Annotated in this window: 16 protein-coding genes; 14 read left to right on the top strand and 2 right to left on the bottom strand. The window is 55.1% G+C overall.

From position 1 onward, the window contains the following. Positions 1-357: 357 nt before the first annotated feature. The 3 genes from DNI29_RS15955 to DNI29_RS15945 all read left to right on the top strand — a co-directional run bounded on the left by DNI29_RS15955 (position 358) and on the right by DNI29_RS15945 (position 4,360). Positions 358-2,157 (top strand): peptidoglycan D,D-transpeptidase FtsI family protein, encoded by a 1,800-nt coding sequence (locus tag DNI29_RS15955; RefSeq protein WP_110979133.1) that lies wholly within the window; start codon positions 358-360, stop codon positions 2,155-2,157. A 204-nt stretch (positions 2,158-2,361) separates the two neighbouring features. Then, positions 2,362-2,817 carry a DUF1572 family protein gene (locus DNI29_RS15950; RefSeq protein WP_110979132.1) on the top strand — a complete coding sequence of 152 codons (456 nt, stop codon included), beginning with the start codon at positions 2,362-2,364 and terminating at the stop codon, positions 2,815-2,817. 109 nt (positions 2,818-2,926) lie between these two features. After that, positions 2,927-4,360 (top strand): APC family permease, encoded by a 1,434-nt coding sequence (locus DNI29_RS15945; protein ID WP_110979131.1) that lies wholly within the window; start codon positions 2,927-2,929, stop codon positions 4,358-4,360. Positions 4,361-4,418: 58 nt separating this feature from the next. On the opposite strand, the gene DNI29_RS15940 is transcribed toward DNI29_RS15945, so the two are convergent. Both DNI29_RS15940 and DNI29_RS15935 read right to left on the bottom strand, forming a co-directional pair. Next, positions 4,419-5,378 carry an alpha/beta hydrolase gene (locus tag DNI29_RS15940; RefSeq protein ID WP_202910491.1) on the bottom strand — a complete coding sequence of 320 codons (960 nt, stop codon included), beginning with the start codon at positions 5,376-5,378 and terminating at the stop codon, positions 4,419-4,421. 219 nt (positions 5,379-5,597) lie between these two features. Beyond that, a complete protein-coding gene (locus tag DNI29_RS15935; RefSeq protein WP_110979129.1) occupies positions 5,598-6,464 on the bottom strand; it encodes a helix-turn-helix transcriptional regulator in 867 nt (288 codons plus the stop codon). 243 nt (positions 6,465-6,707) lie between these two features. Between DNI29_RS15935 and DNI29_RS15930 the strand changes: the two genes are divergently transcribed. The 11 genes from DNI29_RS15930 to DNI29_RS15880 all read left to right on the top strand — a co-directional run bounded on the left by DNI29_RS15930 (position 6,708) and on the right by DNI29_RS15880 (position 17,237). Further along, entirely contained in the window at positions 6,708-7,661 is a 954-nt protein-coding gene (locus DNI29_RS15930) for a hypothetical protein (RefSeq protein ID WP_123823282.1), read from the top strand. A 181-nt stretch (positions 7,662-7,842) separates the two neighbouring features. After that, the gene (locus DNI29_RS15925; RefSeq protein WP_110979127.1) at positions 7,843-9,672 is read left to right on the top strand and encodes a peptidoglycan D,D-transpeptidase FtsI family protein; all 1,830 of its coding nucleotides are present in this window, start codon (positions 7,843-7,845) and stop codon (positions 9,670-9,672) included. Between the two features lie 114 nt (positions 9,673-9,786). After that, positions 9,787-10,044, top strand: coding sequence for a hypothetical protein (locus DNI29_RS15920; RefSeq protein WP_110979126.1), 258 nt, complete (start codon positions 9,787-9,789; stop codon positions 10,042-10,044). Between the two features lie 118 nt (positions 10,045-10,162). Next, positions 10,163-10,765: a hypothetical protein gene (locus tag DNI29_RS15915; RefSeq protein ID WP_110979125.1), complete on the top strand. Its 603-nt coding sequence runs from the start codon at positions 10,163-10,165 to the stop codon at positions 10,763-10,765. A gap of 15 nt (positions 10,766-10,780) precedes the next feature. Continuing rightward, on the top strand, positions 10,781-11,470 hold the full coding sequence (locus DNI29_RS15910) for an XAC2610-related protein (protein ID WP_123823281.1): 690 nt from the start codon (positions 10,781-10,783) through the stop codon (positions 11,468-11,470). A gap of 215 nt (positions 11,471-11,685) precedes the next feature. Further along, positions 11,686-12,813, top strand: a complete 1,128-nt coding sequence (locus tag DNI29_RS15905; RefSeq protein ID WP_110979123.1) for an alpha/beta fold hydrolase — start codon at positions 11,686-11,688, stop codon at positions 12,811-12,813. Positions 12,814-13,057: 244 nt separating this feature from the next. Continuing rightward, the gene (locus DNI29_RS15900) at positions 13,058-13,531 is read left to right on the top strand and encodes a hypothetical protein (RefSeq protein ID WP_123823280.1); all 474 of its coding nucleotides are present in this window, start codon (positions 13,058-13,060) and stop codon (positions 13,529-13,531) included. Between the two features lie 225 nt (positions 13,532-13,756). Beyond that, entirely contained in the window at positions 13,757-14,251 is a 495-nt protein-coding gene (locus tag DNI29_RS15895) for a hypothetical protein (protein ID WP_110979121.1), read from the top strand. A 37-nt stretch (positions 14,252-14,288) separates the two neighbouring features. Next, on the top strand, positions 14,289-15,164 hold the full coding sequence (locus DNI29_RS15890) for an aldo/keto reductase (protein ID WP_110979120.1): 876 nt from the start codon (positions 14,289-14,291) through the stop codon (positions 15,162-15,164). 81 nt (positions 15,165-15,245) lie between these two features. Continuing rightward, the gene (locus DNI29_RS15885; RefSeq protein ID WP_110979119.1) at positions 15,246-16,334 is read left to right on the top strand and encodes an OmpA family protein; all 1,089 of its coding nucleotides are present in this window, start codon (positions 15,246-15,248) and stop codon (positions 16,332-16,334) included. Between the two features lie 81 nt (positions 16,335-16,415). Next, positions 16,416-17,237, top strand: a complete 822-nt coding sequence (locus DNI29_RS15880; RefSeq protein WP_238388119.1) for a polysaccharide deacetylase family protein — start codon at positions 16,416-16,418, stop codon at positions 17,235-17,237. Positions 17,238-17,906 lie beyond the last annotated feature (669 nt).

Below are 17,906 nucleotides of genomic sequence, written 5' to 3'. Positions count from 1 at the left end.
GCACTTTAATAATACTCTCCTTCCTCTTCAGGGTACGCTAAAAGGGAAATGTTAAGAGTTGGTTAACTCACCTTTGAGGCCTAGTAAACCAGAGTGAGTAAGCCGAAAATGACAAGATCCTGTAGGTAACTCTTCGAGAGTAAAGCATCTACCTCTTGAAAGTGAAGCGGGTACGTTTCGCTTGATCTTGTAACAGAACTCTAAGCGAAGTTGAAGCTACGGAGAGCCCGACGGCGGTCCTCTACGTATTGGCAGCAGCTAACCCACACTCCATGGTTTGGGCGAAACATCTAGAAACTCGGCAACTGCGTAGAGTACCCCGGGTATCCGTGGCTTTACCTGTTTGCAACTTGGAGAATGAGTTTACTTACTGCGTTTTTGGTGCTGGTCACCTGTTCCTCATTTCAACAACAAACTGACATTCCGCCTCAGGCTCCTGATACGAGCATTGTCTACACCAAGCGGCGCATCGTGCTGCCCGAAGTGCCGCAGCGCGGCCGTATTCTGGACCGCCACGATTCGGTACTGGTAGCCACCCGTCCACAATACCTACTAAAGCTGCCGCGCCGCCCCCCACTCGATACCCTGGCCCTAGGCCAGTTGTTGGGTTGGGGCCCTACCACCATCCGGAGGCGCATTGCCGATGCCCTGCCGTACGAGGAAGCCCCTGCGGGGTACCCGGTACAGCTGCGCCTCACCGCAACCGAAGCGGCGCGGGTACGTCGCAAAAGCCGTGACTGGCCTACCCTCACCCTAACCGAAAGCCGCCAGCGCACCTACACCACCAGCGTGGGCGCCCATGCGCTAGGCTACATGGCAGCCGAGGCGGAGGCCTTCTATAACCAAGCTCAGCGCTACCGCCGGGGCCGTTTCTACCAACTGCGCAACAGTGGTATAGAAGGCTACTACAATGGCATTCTTAACGGGCGCCGGGGCACGCTACACCCTTTGGTAGACGAGCAAGGCCGGACGCAGGGCAATTGGGCACCCGACACCACCTTTCAGCAAGGCCAGGATCTGCACCTGACTCTTGATATAAAGCTACAAGCCTACGCCGAACAACTCCTGGGCCGCCGTAAAGGCTATCTGGTAGCCCTTGACCCACGTACCGGGGAAGTACTGGCCTACGTGTCGGCGCCCATCTACAAGCCCGCTACCATCACCGCTCCCGATTTGGCTGGGGTGCGCGCCAAGCTACTGCAACAGGAAGGCATGCCGCTGATTAACCGGCCGGCTATGCGCGCCAATCCGCCCGGTTCCGTGTTCAAGCTGGTGAATGCCGCCGTGGCGTTGCAACTAGGTTCTATCACCCCTGCTACCGGTTTCCGTTGCGACCAGAAACTCGTCAGCTGTGTGCATCGCCACCCGGCGCCCAGTAACCTGACTGCCGGGCTCAAGTACAGCTGCAACCCCTACTTCTACCAGGTGATGGGGAAACTCATCAACTACGTGCCCGATAGTCTGGTACAGGACACCGTAGCTGCCCGCCACGCCAACCTGGCCCAGTGGCGGCGCTACGTCCGCTCGTTTGGCCTCGACTCCGTGCTGGGGGTAGACATACCACGCGAGGCCCCGGGCTTCCTGCCTACCCCTGCCTATTACGACAAGGCCCGGGGCACCACCCGGTGGCGGTACCGCTCCATCTACTCCCTGAGTATCGGCCAAGGCGAAATCAATATGACGGGCTTGCAGATGGCCAATATGGCCGCCATCATTGCTAACCGCGGCTGGTACTACCCTCCTCACTTGGTACGAAGCATCGGGGACGGGGGGCCACTGCCGCGCTTCACCGAGAAGCGTTATACTCTGGTAGATAGCGCCCACTTTGCCGCCCTAGTGCCCGGCATGGTGGCCGTGATGCAGAAGGGAGGCACGGCCGATGCCTCCAGCCTCGCTGATGTCGGCATTACGGTGGCGGGCAAAACGGGCACCGTAGAAAACGACGAAGGCAACGACCACGCCGCCTTCGTGGGCTTCGCCCCGGCCGACAATCCTAAAATAGCCGTAGCCGTGTACATTGAGAACGGGGGCTTTGGCGCTGATGCCGCTGCGCCCTGCGCCGCGTTAGTCATGGAAAAATACCTGCGCGGCTACATCGCGCCTAAGCGTAAGCGCTGGGAAGCCCGCATTCAGAGCCGGGCCCGGCATGGCTACTAGCTGTTACTGGGCTACACTCGTTGGTTGCTACTGCCGTGTTGCCTAACCGTAGCTGAAGCTGAGCAGGTTTGAGTTACCTTCATTCGGGCCGTTGGACAAGCTAGCGAGACACTATGGGTAACGAGCATCATGCCCGGGGAGGGTATAGCCTTTAAAGCGACTCCCAAAGCAAAACCAAGCGCTGGTCCAAACAAACTACTGTATATGCTGATTGATACTCTCCGCCACCTGTTCCAACGTGACCTGAACCGAGTGAAGCAGGAACTTACCTTGTACAACGACGAGCACATAATTTGGCACGTTGAAAAAGGTATAGCTAATTCGGCCGGCAACCTATGCCTGCATGTAGTCGGCAACCTGAATACATATATTGGGGCTGAACTTGGTGGTATAGCGTATATCCGGCACCGCGAATTAGAATTCTCGCTAAAAAACATTCCTCGGCTGGAACTGCTGGAAATGCTACAGGACACCAGCCATCGAGTAGATGTATCACTAGAGCAAGTAAACCCCGCCATGTTGGCGCGGGAATACTCCCTCCTGGTTTTCGACCAGAAGACATCGACCGAATATTTCCTGGTGCATCTGGCCACTCATCTGGCCTATCACTTGGGCCAGATTAATTACCACCGGCGCTTACTCGACTCCGGGCAGCAGTAGCCTGTATAGCTACGCGCATAGGTAGGAGTTAAGACTATGGGCCTGCTCCGCTATCCATATGGCAAACCAACATCGCGCCGCTCAGTAGCAAACCCGTTTACCTTGAAACATGATAGATCCAGAAAAGCCACCCGTTGCCGCCCCTGTTACTCTGGTTCGAGCCTTCGGGGTCGTAAGCGGCACGTTGCTGGTAGCGGGCATCGTGATTGGGTCCGGGGTGTTCAAGAAGATTGTGCCGCTGGCGCAGAGTGGTTTAAGCGCAGAATGGATCCTGACCGCTTGGGTGGTAGCGGGCCTGGTGACTATTTGTGGGGCCCTGAACCTGTCAGGCATGGCCTCACTCACCGAAGAATCAGGCGGCGTGTATGAGTACCTGCGGTTGTCGTTTGGCAATTTTGCTTCGTTTCTGTTTGGGTGGACGGATTTCGCCATCATCGGCTCTGCTTCGGTGGCAGCGCTGGCTTTCATCTTTGCCCAATCCGTTAACGCCCTGCTCCCCCTGCCCAACCCGGCTCAAGCATGGGCCCACCTATCCATCGGCGGGCTGATTTACCCATTTGCTGACTCTGGCATTAAGCTCTTGGCTATTACTACCACGGCCGCACTTACCTGGGTAAACTACCGCGGGGTGAGTGAAAGCGGGCGGCTCAGCAACGTCTTTACAGCGGCCAAAATTGGGGGCATTCTCCTACTCATCCTCGCGGGCTTATTGCTGGCCTCTCCGGACACGAGCGGCACCACGGCGGCAGTAGTACCCATACGGGAGGTGTCGTTGGGTAGTGCCTTTTTTGGGGCCCTGCTCAGCGTGTTCTGGGCCTATGATGGCTGGGTAGACCTTTCCTTTGTCACGGGTGAAATCAAAAACCCACGGCGCAACGTACCCCGCGCCATCATCGGTGGAGTAAGCATTGCCATTGTGCTGTACGTACTCATCAATTACGTGTACCTGCGTACCCTACCCCTCGCGCAGCTGGCAGCCGTTGGCCCGAACGAAATCGGGGCGGCTGTGGTAGCAGAGGCCTTGCTGGGCCAATGGGGCAAAACGGGCGTTACGGTTCTGATTCTGGTGAGCGTATTCGGTACGCTCAACTCTGTGCTGCTTTCCCACACCCGCGTGCATTTCCGTATGGCCCAGGAAGGGTATTTCTTTCCATCGGCCGCGACGGTGCACCCGCGCTACCGCACCCCCTACCGCGCCTTGGCCTTTACCTTTACGTGGAGCAGCCTGCTGATTATCTCCGGCACCTTCGAACGCCTGACCGACCTGGTCATTTTCGCCACCTTCCTGTTTTATGGCCTGCTGGCGGTGGCCGTGGTAAAGATGAAGCGCCAGGGCCGCATACCAGGCCCGGTGCCGGGCTACCCCTTCGTGCAGCTTCTACTCATCCTCTTCGCCCTTACGTTCACCGGGCACACGCTCATTACGCAACCGACTCAGTCGCTGCTAGGCCTAGGCCTCATTCTGACAGGGCTTCCGTTTTTCGTGTACTTCCGGCAGCAAGCCCGGATACAATCGGCTAATAGTGTCAGCGTAGAGGCCTAGGCCATGTAACAATGCGGGGGCGTAGCGGTAGTGCGGGCCAGTTGGCGCGCTCGGGTTACTACAGAAAGTTGAATACCGCCTCTAGTACCTGGGTTGGCTTTTCCTCGAACATGTAGTGCCCACTATCCTGGAGCCCGATTACCTGCACATTTTCGGCTATGTAGGGTAAACCCATGTTCATGTGGTTGTAGGCCACGTAACTCGCAATACCTAATACCGGCATGGTTAGGCGGGGGTAGGTATTGGCATCAGCTATATCCTGGTTAAAGGTCTGGTACCAGCCGGTAGCGGCCCGGATGCTCTCGGGGTGATTATACGCAGCGGCGTATACCTCTCGGTCAAATTCTGTCATGTGGCGCTCCTCTATCATGACGTAGCTAAAGAGCCAGTCGAGCAGGTAGCGGAAACGGCCGGCCAGCAGTTGCTCAGGCAACTTCTTGATCTGGTTGAACGCCATCCACCACATGTAGGGGTTGTCGCCGTCCATCTTGGCCTCGAAGGTGCCGGGGGCGGGGAGCATGGTCATGTACCGCATACCTTCGGTGGGGTGGCTGCCATCAAGCAATATCACCTTGTCCGTGGCATCGGGGTAGTTGAAGGCAAAGCTGAGGGCTACCATGCCACCAATGTCGTGACCCATCAACGCGACTTTCGATAGGCCTAGCAGTTGCGTCAGGGCGTACACGTCCTGAGCCATGGTCTTTTTATCGTACCCCGTGGCGGGCTTTTCGGAGCTGCCCATACCCCGGATGTCGAGGATGATGACGCGGTAGTGCTCGGCTAGTTGGGCCGCTACCGGATGAAACGACCACCACGTTTGGGGCCAGCCCGGCAGGCAAATCAGCGGCTGACCGCTACCCCCTTCCACGTAGTGAAGCCGGATGCCATTGACCGTGACGTAATGATTCGTAAAGCCGGGCAGCTTTTTCACTAGCTCCGCATCGGAGTACATATCTGGCGCTTCTATTGCCGCCGCAGTGTTTGGGGTGTTGCTAGTTGATGAGGTGAGCGTGTGCATTAAAAAGGAAGTAAGAGGTGATGCAAATGGCAACTGCCTGTTTGCGTGCTGCAAAGTTGCCCGCACCTCCTCCGGCGCCGTGCCTAATTCTTGCTCACTTCTTACATATCCTTGCTATTGTCATTCCAAGAGAAGCGAGGAATCTGGTTTAATACCAAGAGGATAAAGATTCCTCTCTTCTTCTTGGAATGACACTTGAAGCACGACGTTTAGACCTACCTAACTGCGCTGAAACTCCCGCGGACTTTGGCCTACTACCCGTTTGAACGCGGCTGAGAAGTGGGCGGGCGAGGCAAACCCAAGCGCATCACTGATTGCAGCAAAGGGCAGCTCGCCGGTGCGGAGCAGGTGCTGAGCCCGCTTAATCTTCCAGTCGAGCACGTATTGGTAGGGCGAGCGGCCAGTAGTCAGCTTAAAGCGTCGCGCGAAATGAAAGACGCTCAGGTTGGCTAAGTCGGCCAGGGCCGCTAGCGCAATAGTTTGCTCCGCGTAGGCCTCCAGATACGCATCGATGCGGCCCAGAACTGCCGCCGAGAGCCTCGCTCCGGTGCCCACAATGCGCCGCTCGTAGCTAGCGTGGTACTCAATGAGGTGGTAGCCCAGCGTATTCACCAGCGACTCCACGTACAGCTGGCCCACTGCGTGCTTGCTGCCAGCTGCCGCCAGCAATTGTCGCCCCAAATGAGGTAGCAGGGCATCCTCAAACCGAAACCGCTCACGCAGGTTGAAATGCACGAGGTCCAGACTTTGGCGGGCGAGGGTTTCCAGCCAATCAGGGTCTAGGTGCAAGTTGATAATATCAGCTGGTCCATCCCACGCCGAAGGACCATACTCGCCAGCCGGATACAAGCCTGCGTCGCCACACCGGAACAGGTCCTTGTCTACCCGGCTTCCCTGCTGACGGTGCGAGTAAACGCCCTCCTCTGCCTGATGAATCAGAAGCAGGTGTTGCTCATGAAAATGCGCCGGCACCCCACCAGGAACCAGTTGGTAGCGCTCCACCCGCAAGCCTGGCCAGGCCTGCGCCGAACTGGTTTGTACGGGCGGCAGATTGTACAGCTCGGAAGCGTAAGTAGAACGATTCATCAGGATACAGCAGGTAGGAGATAACCTAAGTAGCAACTGAATGTTCAGCTTGCTTCTAAAGCTCTTTGTTGTTGAGTAATCTATGTATTACCTATCAGCAGACGAATAAGGCGTCGGCCGTATGCTTAAAGGAAATATTGCGCGCAGCAAGGTGCCAGAATGCTCTGAGCAGGCTTGGGGTTTGCTTGCTGGATTTTATATATAGTTTTGGTGCCATAAACCGTCCCCTCCTCCTATTCCTTTATGCGCCTTTCCCGTTCGTTTGCTTGGTCACTGCTCCCACTTACGGTAGTGCTGGCCGCGGCTGGTTACCAACCCGGTTCACCTGTGGCACCGGCCGCTGTAGCTGATTTCACCCAGGGCATTATTACTACCCGCGTATCGTTGCCCGGCAACCCTTATGATAAGCTGCTCAACCGGATTGATCCGGCCAAGGGCAACATTAAGGGCCAGATGGAGCAACTGGCCGCCAGCCTCACCATGGCGGAGAAGATGCAGTTGCAGGCCGCCGCTGAAAACTCCAGCCCGGCCATGACCATCGGGGCCCTGATGCTACCCCGCAAAGGCACCCTGTATTGCCGGGGAAAGGAAGTCCGCGCTACCACCGACGCCCTCACCTACCACCTCGAGAACTACTTCAACAACGCTACTAATAAGGGCCTGCTGCGCATTGCGTCGCAGTCGGCGCCCCAGAACGTGAACTATACTTACGACGCGGCCTCGGTGGAGAGAACCTGGCAAAGCATCGTGGTAACGACCACCGACTACACCCTGCGCCCTACCACCGAAACGGAGCTAGTAGCCGGCTACCCCAGTCAGAAAACCACTTACACCATCAAGCCCGGCGCCGACACGACCCCTTCTGACGTTCCTGGCCAGCTACCCAATAAGCCTGTGGCGCTAGATGTGTGGACATCCAAGCAGATTCCGCAGAGCCTGAACTTCGCCCACCCAGTGTACGTGAACGAGGCCCATGGTATTACGCGCCTGGTGGTATACTTCGACAAGGAGCGCAAGCAGCAGATGCGCTACGAGTTTACCAACGTACAGCTAAAGCCCGTTACCGACCAGGACCTGAAAATCAGCACCACCGCGCCCGTGCTCGACTACGCTAAAGACGCTGCCCAAATCGGCCTGAAAACCATGGCCCTTATGTTTGGTGGCGGTCCTCAAGGCCCGGGTAATTCCGACGAGTAAACGCCACGCTTACTGACTTGGCCCTACGCGCCGCCCAGATTACTTTGGGCGGCGTTTTTCGTGGGTTAGTGTTTTTGATATCTCGCAGTACCGCGCCACCGGCCCCGCTACCAATCCAGCAACCCGGCTCGTTCGCCGAAAAGCCCGGCTTCGAAGCAGGGCAATTGTCTAGCTTTACCCCATGCGTACCGCTTTTATTCGTTGGGGAAAGGTTCTGCTGGCATCCTTGGCCGCACTGGCCGCCTGCTCCTCGCCTGACCAAAACACCCATACTCCTGCTCAAGACCCGGCAACCGGCGAAGTGTACACCCGGCGCCGCGTGGTGATAGCCGATTCGCTTATCCGCGGACGTATCCTCGACCGCAACGATTCAGTGCTAGTGGATACTCGCCTGCAATTTGTCTTGAGGCTGCCGCGTCGCCCTCCGCTCGATACTCTGGCGCTAGGCCAATTACTGGGCTGGGATTCTACTACTGTGCGGCGGCGTATTGCGGAGGCCTTGCCCTACCCCGGTGCCCGCCCCCAAACCCCGGTGCAGCTCCGCCTCACAGCCGCCGAGGCCAAGCGTGTCCGCCGCGACAGTAGCACGACAGTATCCGGGCTGACTTTGCTGGAACGCCACCAACGCACCTACACTACTACAGCCGGCGCCCCTGTGCTGGGCTACCTGAGCGCCGAGGCCCAAGCCTTCTACCGCCAAGCCCAGCGCTACCGCCGCGGCCGGTTCTACCGCCTGCGCAACGGCGGCGTAGAGGCCTACTATAATGGTCTTCTGAAGGGCCGCCACGGTTACCTGCACCCCTTGGTAGATGCGAAGGGCCAGCAGCACGGCACTTGGGCTAAAGATACTACCTTCCAGCAAGGCCAGGACCTGCACCTGACCATCGACGTGAAGCTACAGGCCTACGCCGAAAAGCTGATGGGCAACCGCAAAGGCTACCTGGTAGCCCTCGACCCACGCACCGGGGAAATACTGGCCTACGTCTCGGCACCGGTGTATGACCCGGCCACCATTACCGCCCCCGACCAGGCCGGAGTACGTGCCGAACTGTTGGAACACGAAAACATGCCGCTGCTGAACCGGCCCGCCATGCTGGCCAATCCGCCCGGCTCGGTATTCAAGCTGGTGAATGCTGCCGTGGCCCTGCAAATGAGCGCCATCACGCCCGCCACGGCCTTCCGCTGCGACCAGTCACTGGTGAGTTGCGTGCACCACCACAAGCCCGCCAACACCCTGACCCTGGGCCTCAAGTACAGCTGCAACCCCTATTTCTATCAGGTGATGCAAAACCTGATTGACTGCGTGCCCGACTCACTGGTACAGGACACCATAGCTGCCCGCCACGCCAACCTGGCCCAGTGGCGGCGCTACGTCCGCTCGTTTGGCCTTGATTCGGTACTCGGTGTGGACTTGCCGCGCGAAGCGCCGGGCTTTCTTCCTACCCCTGCCTACTACGACAAGGCCCGCCGCACCCGGGGCTGGACTTATCGCTCCATCTATTCGCTTAGCATTGGGCAGGGCGAAATCAACCTTACGGGCCTGCAAATGGCCAATATGGCGGCCATCATTGCCAACCGCGGCTGGTACTACCGCCCCCATCTGGTACGTAGTGTGGGCGAAAATGGCCCTTTGCCCCGCTTCCTGGAAAAGCGCCGTACTCTCATCGACAGCGCCCATTTTGCGGCCCTGGTGCCCGGCATGGTGGCCGTGATGCAGCGCGGCGGAACGGCCGATGCCTCCAGCCTGGCCGACGTGGGCATTACGGTGGCTGGCAAAACGGGCACCGTGCAAAACGACGAGGGCGATGACCATGCTGCCTTCGTGGGTTTCGCCCCGGCTGACAATCCCAAAATAGCCGTAGCGGTGTACCTCGAAAATGGCGGTTTCGGGGCTACAGCCGCCGCCCCCTGCGCTGTGATGGTCATGGAGAAGTATCTGCGCGGCTACATCGCGCCCAAGCGCAAACGCTGGGAAAAGCGTATTCAGAGCCGGGCTCGGCACGGCTACTAAAAAGACGGTATGGGCTAATAGATAGGATAAACTATTGCGCCCGCGTTCCTAATAATTAGAACGCCATGCTCAGAGTAGTTTATATTCTCAGGCACATCCTTTAGCCTAATATACATGCCAAGTTCTTCTAATGACAGGTGGCTTAAGATTACGGGCATAGGCTTGCTTATATCCGTTGTATTTGAAGCCCTGATGATTGGTGGCATGTACATCGTAAAACCCGGACACGGATCATTTCTGGCCTATTACAGCCCTATACTGTTTGTTGTTGGGATTGCCGCTGGCTATTACCTGATCCGATTCTTCGCGGTATTCCTCGCTGTCATTCTGCTGATTAGACTCATCGATTGGCTACGAGAAAGAGGGCGTTAAGCACTTTTCCTCGCAGTCAGTTGCGCCATCGGTTCAGTTGGCGAGACAAGTAAACATCCGGTTTGCTCGGTATACTTGTGTTTCCCTTCTTAGACTCTGCAAGCTACCCGCCGCCCGTATGACACCCGAAATCAGGCAGCAAATTCATAGCCTCGGCGGAACCACCACGGCCGCGCCCGAGGCTACCCTACCCGAGTTTCTGGACGCTACTACCTTTCCGCATCCGCTCTACCCCCGCAGCTACGCCGAACAGCCTTTCGGCCTCGACGAATTTTACCAGCAGCACTCGGCGCTGTACGCCGCCAATGCTACGGCCTTCTACGAGGCCTTACTACAACACTTCTTCGCCGACCACGAACTGCCCTACGGGCAAGATTTCTTCCGCAACTTCCGCTTCACCCCCTTTACTCCGAGTACACCCGATTACGGCGAGTTGGAAGGTTTAGTAACTCCCGAAGACCTTCACCTCCTTGTGGCTGGAACCGCCCCGCTGGAATTCAGCTGCATTTGCTATTCTTACGGCTTTCCGGATCATTATTTTGTTTGCCTGAGTGACCCCAGGCCACAAAACCCCACCGTCTACGGCACCGATCATGAGGTTTTCTTTGAGGAAATAACCGTTATGGGCAGCTTGGAGGAATTCTTGAACCGCTATTTATCGAAAGAGGAATTTCTGAGGGTTGCGCAGCAGCATTTTACTACCCGCCACTTCAGTAGCTAAGCTGTCCACTTGTTCATGCTTCGTGCTCTTCTGCTTGTTCTCGTGTTAGGTTCGGCCCCCACTGGCTCGGGTCCGCGCAGCTTTACCGTAGCCCAGGGCTCAGCACGCTACTCCGCCGCCATCACCGTGGCCGGCTGCACCGATGACCACTGTGAAGGCGAAGGCACCATTAAGCTCTACAGCAAGCAAACCAAGCAGCTCGTCCAGACCTTCACTTCCGCCGACCTCTCCTTTTACCTCGATGCGCCTGGCCGGCAACCCACCGTAAACACGATAGAACTGTACGGGGAGCAGAGCCCGCTCATCTTTGGAGACTTCAACTTCGACGGCACCGAGGACCTGGCCATCCGCAACGGCAACCACAGCAGCTACGACGGCCCCTCCTACGATGTGTACGTGTACGCCAGCCGCTCTCGCCACTTTATCCGCAGCGCCGAGTTAACAGCTCTGGCCTCCGACAATTTGGGCATGTTTCAGGTGGACAAGGCTCGTAAGCGCCTTATTACGTTCCAGAAAGATGGCTGCTGCTGGCACCTGACCACGGAATACGAGGTAGTACCCGGCAAAGGTCTGAGTGAGGTAATGACCCTAGAAGAAGATGCGCGCGGAGGGGAGAAAGTGGTGGTCAAGACGCGCCGAAAAACCAATGGACGCTGGATGAGTACTACTCGCTCCTACCTTATCAAAGAGTACTACAAGGAATAACCAACATGTAGGTGCGCCGCGTCGGCTCCTGGCACCTGCTAGCCTGCTAAGCCACTAACTGCAATAGTGCAGCCGGCAACTGCGTAAAAGTGCGCCGTTCGTCAAAAGATAAAGCATAGGGCCTCGGGCAACGCTTGACCTAAGAGTGCCATCATGAGATTAAGAAGGCCTTGTCTGCAGGCCTAAGCTAATCACAGCTTTTCTGACAGTCTGCTATGAAGCTTTCCTTGCTCTCCCGTTGCACTGCTTTGCTGCTTCTGCTAATATGCTCCATCTCGTCGTTTGGGCAGAATAGCACGTCTTTCAATGAGTATGCTAAAAGTCAGGCTATTCTATCAGACTTAGGCAAGATAGTAGCTCCCAACGGCGTACAGGAATCATATGCTGTGGCTATTGGGGGTGTAAAGCAGTGGGTGTATGTTCGGGGACAGGACAAGCGCAACCCCATTATCCTGTTTGTGCATGGCGGACCCGCTTCGCCCATGGCGCCCGTTGCGTGGATGTTTCAGCGGCCATTAGAGGAGTACTTTACCATGGTGCAGTACGACCAGCGGGCGTCCGGCAAAACTTACGCTACCAACGATACAACTGGCCTAGCCCCTACCATCCGAATTGAGCAGTACGTGCAGGATGCCATTGAACTAGCTGAACTACTCCGAAAGAAGTACGGCCAGCCAAAGGTTATTCTGATGGGCCACAGCTGGGGCACCATTGTGAGCATGCACGCTGCCCTCAAACGCCCCGATTTATTCTATGCCTACGTGGGCATTGGGCAAGTTATTAATACCCAGGACAACGAGCGGGTGAGCTTCGAATATGCTCTGAAACGTGCCACGGCAGAACACAACGAAACAGCCCTGAAGGAGCTTCGCTCTATTGCTCCCTACCCCGGCAACCAACCCATTACCCGGGAGCGAATCATCATTGCACGTAAGTGGCCTCAGTACTATGGCGGCCTGTCGGCGTATCGCTCCGAGTCCAAGTACTATTTCAATGCCCCGCTGCTTTCTCCCGAGTACTCCATCAAGGAGGTGGAGGCCATTGACCAAGGCAGCTTATTTACGTTGGGCCGCATACTACCGGCCTTTCTGCAAGTTGATTTTAAGCCGGTGAAATCCTTTCCTATTCCGGTGTTTATGCTCATGGGGCGCCATGATTATACTACGCCCTCCGAGCCGACCGCTAGCTGGCTGGCCCAAGTGAAAGCGCCACTGAAGAGAGGCATCTGGTTTGAAAACTCGGCCCATCTTATTCCGCTCGAAGAGCCTGGCAAGCTTCTGCTCACGTTAGTCAACGAGGTACGGCCATTGGCGCTTAAACCCACTAGAACCGGTAAAAAGTAGTCCTACCCACGCCTATAGGTATGGCACAAACCACGTACCCGCAGAAGTGTATTGTTTAATATCAACTAACAACTAACTATTTATCAGACATATACATCAACTACTATTCGTCATGAATACGCCTGACCTCGACTCTGCAGCGCTTGTACACAGAATTGAAAAGCTGGAAAAATAACTGAAGCGGCAGCACCTACTCGGTGTCCTAGGTGGCCTAGCAGTGCTGGGGGTAGTACTGACTGGGTTTGTGGCCCGTAAAACGGAGTATCTGCATGTGCGGGGCATCACGATTACGGACGCTGCCGGGAAGCCTCGCATCCTCATAGGGGCACCCAATGAAACTACGGGCCGCCAGCGGAAGGATGCGCCTACGGCATCGTTGGTGGTGCTGGGGCCTGATGGGCAAGACCGCGTTATTCTGGGTGTGGCGCCCGACCCAGTGTTACAGGGTAAAGCCTACCCACGCATTGCTGCTTCGTATGGCCTAACCATGCATGACAAAACCGGGCAGGAGCGCAGCGGCATGAGTTTCCTCGACAACGGCCGCGGCGTCATTGCCCTCGACCGGCAGAACCAAGACGCAGTAGAGATGATTGTGAACGACAAAACCGGGATTGCAGGCCTCACCATGAGCTACGAGCGGCCTTTCGGGCAGTATAGAGGCCATCCGGATCGGCACCAAGGGTACGGACGTTTGGTGGGCCTTATCCGATACACGTGAGCAGGAACGAGCCAGCCTATATATAAAGGACAAGAGCACACCGAAAATCAACCTGAGCGCGGCTATGGGCCAGTAAGTATTAAGACTTGCCCCCACTATTGCGAAAAGACGAAGTGATTTACTAGGAGGAATTGATATTCGCGCAGCTGAGTACTACCCCCATTATCCCCTTCAGAGTAGCATTATAAATCTTAAGTTGCCGCTATTCCTTAATTATAAGCTCACATGGCAATCTGGCAATATTCATTGAGGGTTCTCCCTTCGCATAAACACCAACCAAATCATCAGCTTATTAGTAATGAGGACATTGCAGAAGCATGGGCCAGTAGCCCAGTCTTTGTAGCTCCCATAGCAGAGCGAATTGATCTTTTATTACCCCGACCTGATTGGAGCACTCCTGACTTCTTGCAGTGGAAGGGAGATGACGAACAGAATGAAGACCATGACTGCTGGATATCTGTTGCTCTTCAGGACCAAACTATCCAGGGATTTTCATTTAGAACGGATTTCCGGGACCTAACCAAGGCGCGTTATTTTCTCTCGGCAATGCTTAAGATATGCGAGGAACGGATGTGGTTGGTCGTTGACGCAGAAGGCTATGTCTGGCAGCCAGAGCTAGCAAGTTTATTACCCTCAATTGAGCAGTCTTCTACTATTCGTTTTCTAACAGCACCATATGAATTCTTACAGCAGGCACTCAAAGAACAAAACCGAGAGTAGCCTGTAGTAGACTATCTTCCTTATTCTATCCTTTTGCATGCCTGCTACCCTCACCATCGCCCCAAACTCTGCCTATCCCCTCACCGTCAACCGCCTCGGCTACGGCACTATGCGCCTGACAGGGCCCGAAATCTGGGGTGAGCCCGCCAACCGCCCCGAAGCCCTGCAGATTCTGCGCACCGCCGTGGAGCTGGGCGTCAACTTCATCGACACGGCCGACTACTACGGCGAGGACGTCACGAACCGGCTTATCCGTGAGGCCTTGCATCCCTACCCCTCAAACCTGGTGATATGCACCAAGGTAGGCGCCACCCGCCGGCCCGATAAAAGCTGGGTGCCCTTCAACCGCCCCGAAAACCTGCGCACCAGTATTGAGAACAACCTGCGCACGTTGGGTCAAGAGCAGGTACAGCTAGTACACCTGCGCCTGATGGGCCACGGCTCGGTGCCGCTGGAAGACCAGCTAGGCGCTATGTTCGACATGCAGCGTGAAGGCAAAATCCTGCACGTAGGCCTCAGCAACGTTACCCGTGAGGAGTTGGAGACTGGCTTAGCACTGGGCCCCATTGCCACCGTAGAGAATATGTACAGCTACGCCCAGCGCACCAGTGTGTATTCCTCCCACGGCGACAACCCTGGCGGCGAAGAAGTACTGGACCTCTGTGAGCAGCACCAGATTCCGCTAATCCCCTTCTTCTCCCTAATTCACGGATTGCCTAAAGCCGGCAATAAAATTGCCGAAATAGCCAAGAAGCATAACGCCACCGAAGCCCAGATTAACCTTGCTTGGCTGCTGCACCGCTCCCCGTACATTTTGCCCATTCCCGGTACGTCGTCGCTCGGCCACCTGCGAGAAAACCTACAAGCGGCCAATATTCAGTTGAGCGGTGAAGATATGACCTACCTGGGCTAACGACTCAGGTTTCGGGCGGCCTCTAAGCAACCAATCTTAGGCCGCCTAGCTCTATTCATCAAACTGAGTTTACTTAGTAAGATGAAAGGCAATATTTGGTATGTACTAATGACTCTATTCTCAGTAATGGCTGGGCCGGTAGAAGCCCAGTCGTTAGCGGGTATATGGCAAGGAGTAGAAACCGACACCGGAGAGAGAGCCCCGGATGCTACTTGGCCCGCCGAGCTGCGCCTGCAGAAAGGCAAGGGTAACACACTGTTCGGCATTCTCTACCAAGAAGTAGGTAGCGAACCTCATGTAACGGCGACATTTAAAGTGCAAGCTGCTCCCACCGCCACTGGCCTGCTTCTGGAGCATCAGCAAAAGCTCAACGAAACCGGTCATACTCCTGGCTCCTATTGGTGCGAGGGCTCTATCTCCTTCACCTACGACCCCAAACTGGAAAAGCTGACGGGGCATGCCACGTACCAACCAATCGGCAACTGCGACGTGGGCACATTTACGTTTTACCGGGTGAAATTAAAGTCAGCAGCTAAAGTGGCAGCTGGGGCGGAGAGTACCATCCGGGTATCGGGCCGCAATGTGCTTTGGTACGCCGATGCCGAACTAAAGCAGCCCCTAACTACTGGTAATACCTACCGAACCAAGCTTACCAAAACAACCACATTTTATCTTACCCAGGGCTACTACCCTACCCCTCAAAGTGCTGTGGTGCCCATCACCATTCAGGTCACCGGGGCGGCGCCTACCAAGCCTACCCCCATAGCACCCGTAATACCGACCCAGCCGGAGGTAGTACGCTTAGATACTGCCTTAATTCCTTCTACGCCCGTACTTACATCTACTCCAGTGGTGCTGCCTACCGTGTTATTCGAGCTGGGCACAGCGAAGCTGCTTCCTGAAGGTTTGCCTGCCCTCAACCGGCTAGCAGCGGAACTTAAGGCTCGCCCCACGCTGAAGCTGCGCATAGCAGGCCATACAGATAAGATTGGCGAACCTGATAAAAACCAGATTCTTTCCGAGCAACGGGCTGAGGCCGTGAAGACATACCTAGTGAAAGCTGGTATACTGGCGGAACGTATCACTACAATCGGCTATGGCGACTCCCGCCCCTTACATCCCTCTCCCGATGCTCGCAACCGGCGGGTAGAGGTAGCAGAAGTAAAATAGTCCTACCCTAAGCGAGCTATAATATCCGGCGTGAAAAGGAATAAATTTGATGTACTGTCTTTGGGCTTTATCCTGTTTCTTGTGAACCAACTCATTGTTTCCGCCTTAGCTGCTACCTTACTCTTTAGCGTCCGTTCGGCCAGCCAAGCCCAAACCGTCTGGAACAACAAGCAGTGCGCCGTAGTGCTTACCTATGATGACGCTATTGATATAGATCTAGACAATGTAGTGCCAGCCCTTGACTCCGTAAAGCTGAGGGGCACTTTCTACCTGATTGGCTCTTCGCCTGTAGTGGCAAAACGGTTAGCCGAGTGGCGTCGGGCAGCTCAACGGGGCCATGAATTGGGCAACCATGCCCTTATGCACCCCTGCGATGGTAGCCTGCCCGGTCGTGGTTTCGTTACCCCCGACAATGATTTGAGCAAGTACACCATCACTAGGGCTATAAGTGAAATTCGAACCAACAACGTGTTATTAAATGCTATTGACGGTAAGAATGCTCGGACTTTCGCCTACCCCTGTGGTGACCTGCAGATTGGAGGGGTCAAGTTTTATGACCAGCTACAGAATGATTTTGTGGCGGCCCGTGGCGTAACTGGCGGTCTTCAACAAGTATCCCAGATCGACCTGACCAACATCAATAGTTATATGATCAATGGTCAGACAGGCACTCAGCTTATTGATTTGGTTAAGAAAGCGCAACAGTCAGGCACACTCTTAGTATTCCTCTTCCATGGAGTAGGCGGCGGTCATGGCTTTAACGTCGACCTAAAAGCGCATCGTCAGTTGCTCCGGTACCTGAAGGCGCATGAGCAAAGCATCTGGGTGGCCCCAATGGTAGAAGTAGCAGAAAAAGTTAAACTAGCTCAGCAAAGCGGATCTATAAAGAGCACGATTAAATAAGTTATGTTCTCTGCTTCTGCACTTACCTATATTCAGAAGTGAAGCCTTAGTTCTTAAATCATTATTACAACTGGCTGTATTCTAGATGCTTGTCCTATATAACAACAATTCAAACTTACAACTCTACTGTTCATGCTCTCCACTATTCTATCTACTACCCGGATATTTTTATCAAACCTATTGCAAACTTAAAAACGCTTCTTACCTTTGCAGCCCGCTTAACCGAAGCGGTTGCTGCTCTCTAAATCAGAGCAGAGTTGTCAAGAAAATTTTTCTGAAAAAAACTTGACAACTTAAAAATCCTTCTTACCTTTGCAGCCCACTTAAGGAACACGCTTCGAACGGAAGTAAAAAATTCTTAAGAAAGGGTGAACGAATTAAAGCAATGTTAGTGTTTATCACTAGCAAGCTTAAAGGAAACTGGCGAAGCAAACGCCACGAAGTCCACTCAATAGGAGTTGGCAGACGTTCTTTGAATGATTGGAAAGACAAATTGGTAAGGCTTATGATTGGCTTAGCTAATTATAAGCAACAAGCGTAACAACGAGTAAACTCGTTAATACGAGTCGGATCAGCACTTGACATCAGTACTACTTCGGTAGTACGTAGTAATTTATACAATGGAGAGTTTGATCCTGGCTCAGGATGAACGCTAGCGGCAGGCCTAAT

This window comes from Hymenobacter sediminis (genome assembly GCF_003231285.1).
GTDB lineage: Bacteria > Bacteroidota > Bacteroidia > Cytophagales > Hymenobacteraceae > Hymenobacter > Hymenobacter sediminis.
This window is presented reverse-complemented; position numbering and strand designations above follow the sequence as displayed.

Bases quoted from the DNA above. Each gene is read 5' to 3' on its own strand.
- DNI29_RS15955 (WP_110979133.1), top strand. From the start codon at position 358: ATGAGTTTACTTACTGCGTTTTTGGTGCTGGTCACCTGTTCCTCATTT.
- DNI29_RS15950 (WP_110979132.1), top strand. From the start codon at position 2,362: ATGCTGATTGATACTCTCCGCCACCTGTTCCAACGTGACCTGAACCGA.
- DNI29_RS15945 (WP_110979131.1), top strand. From the start codon at position 2,927: ATGATAGATCCAGAAAAGCCACCCGTTGCCGCCCCTGTTACTCTGGTT.
- DNI29_RS15940 (WP_202910491.1), bottom strand. From the start codon at position 5,378: ATGCACACGCTCACCTCATCAACTAGCAACACCCCAAACACTGCGGCG.
- DNI29_RS15935 (WP_110979129.1), bottom strand. From the start codon at position 6,464: ATGAATCGTTCTACTTACGCTTCCGAGCTGTACAATCTGCCGCCCGTA.
- DNI29_RS15930 (WP_123823282.1), top strand. From the start codon at position 6,708: ATGCGCCTTTCCCGTTCGTTTGCTTGGTCACTGCTCCCACTTACGGTA.
- DNI29_RS15925 (WP_110979127.1), top strand. From the start codon at position 7,843: ATGCGTACCGCTTTTATTCGTTGGGGAAAGGTTCTGCTGGCATCCTTG.
- DNI29_RS15920 (WP_110979126.1), top strand. From the start codon at position 9,787: ATGCCAAGTTCTTCTAATGACAGGTGGCTTAAGATTACGGGCATAGGC.
- DNI29_RS15915 (WP_110979125.1), top strand. From the start codon at position 10,163: ATGACACCCGAAATCAGGCAGCAAATTCATAGCCTCGGCGGAACCACC.
- DNI29_RS15910 (WP_123823281.1), top strand. From the start codon at position 10,781: ATGCTTCGTGCTCTTCTGCTTGTTCTCGTGTTAGGTTCGGCCCCCACT.
- DNI29_RS15905 (WP_110979123.1), top strand. From the start codon at position 11,686: ATGAAGCTTTCCTTGCTCTCCCGTTGCACTGCTTTGCTGCTTCTGCTA.
- DNI29_RS15895 (WP_110979121.1), top strand. From the start codon at position 13,757: ATGGCAATCTGGCAATATTCATTGAGGGTTCTCCCTTCGCATAAACAC.
- DNI29_RS15890 (WP_110979120.1), top strand. From the start codon at position 14,289: ATGCCTGCTACCCTCACCATCGCCCCAAACTCTGCCTATCCCCTCACC.
- DNI29_RS15885 (WP_110979119.1), top strand. From the start codon at position 15,246: ATGAAAGGCAATATTTGGTATGTACTAATGACTCTATTCTCAGTAATG.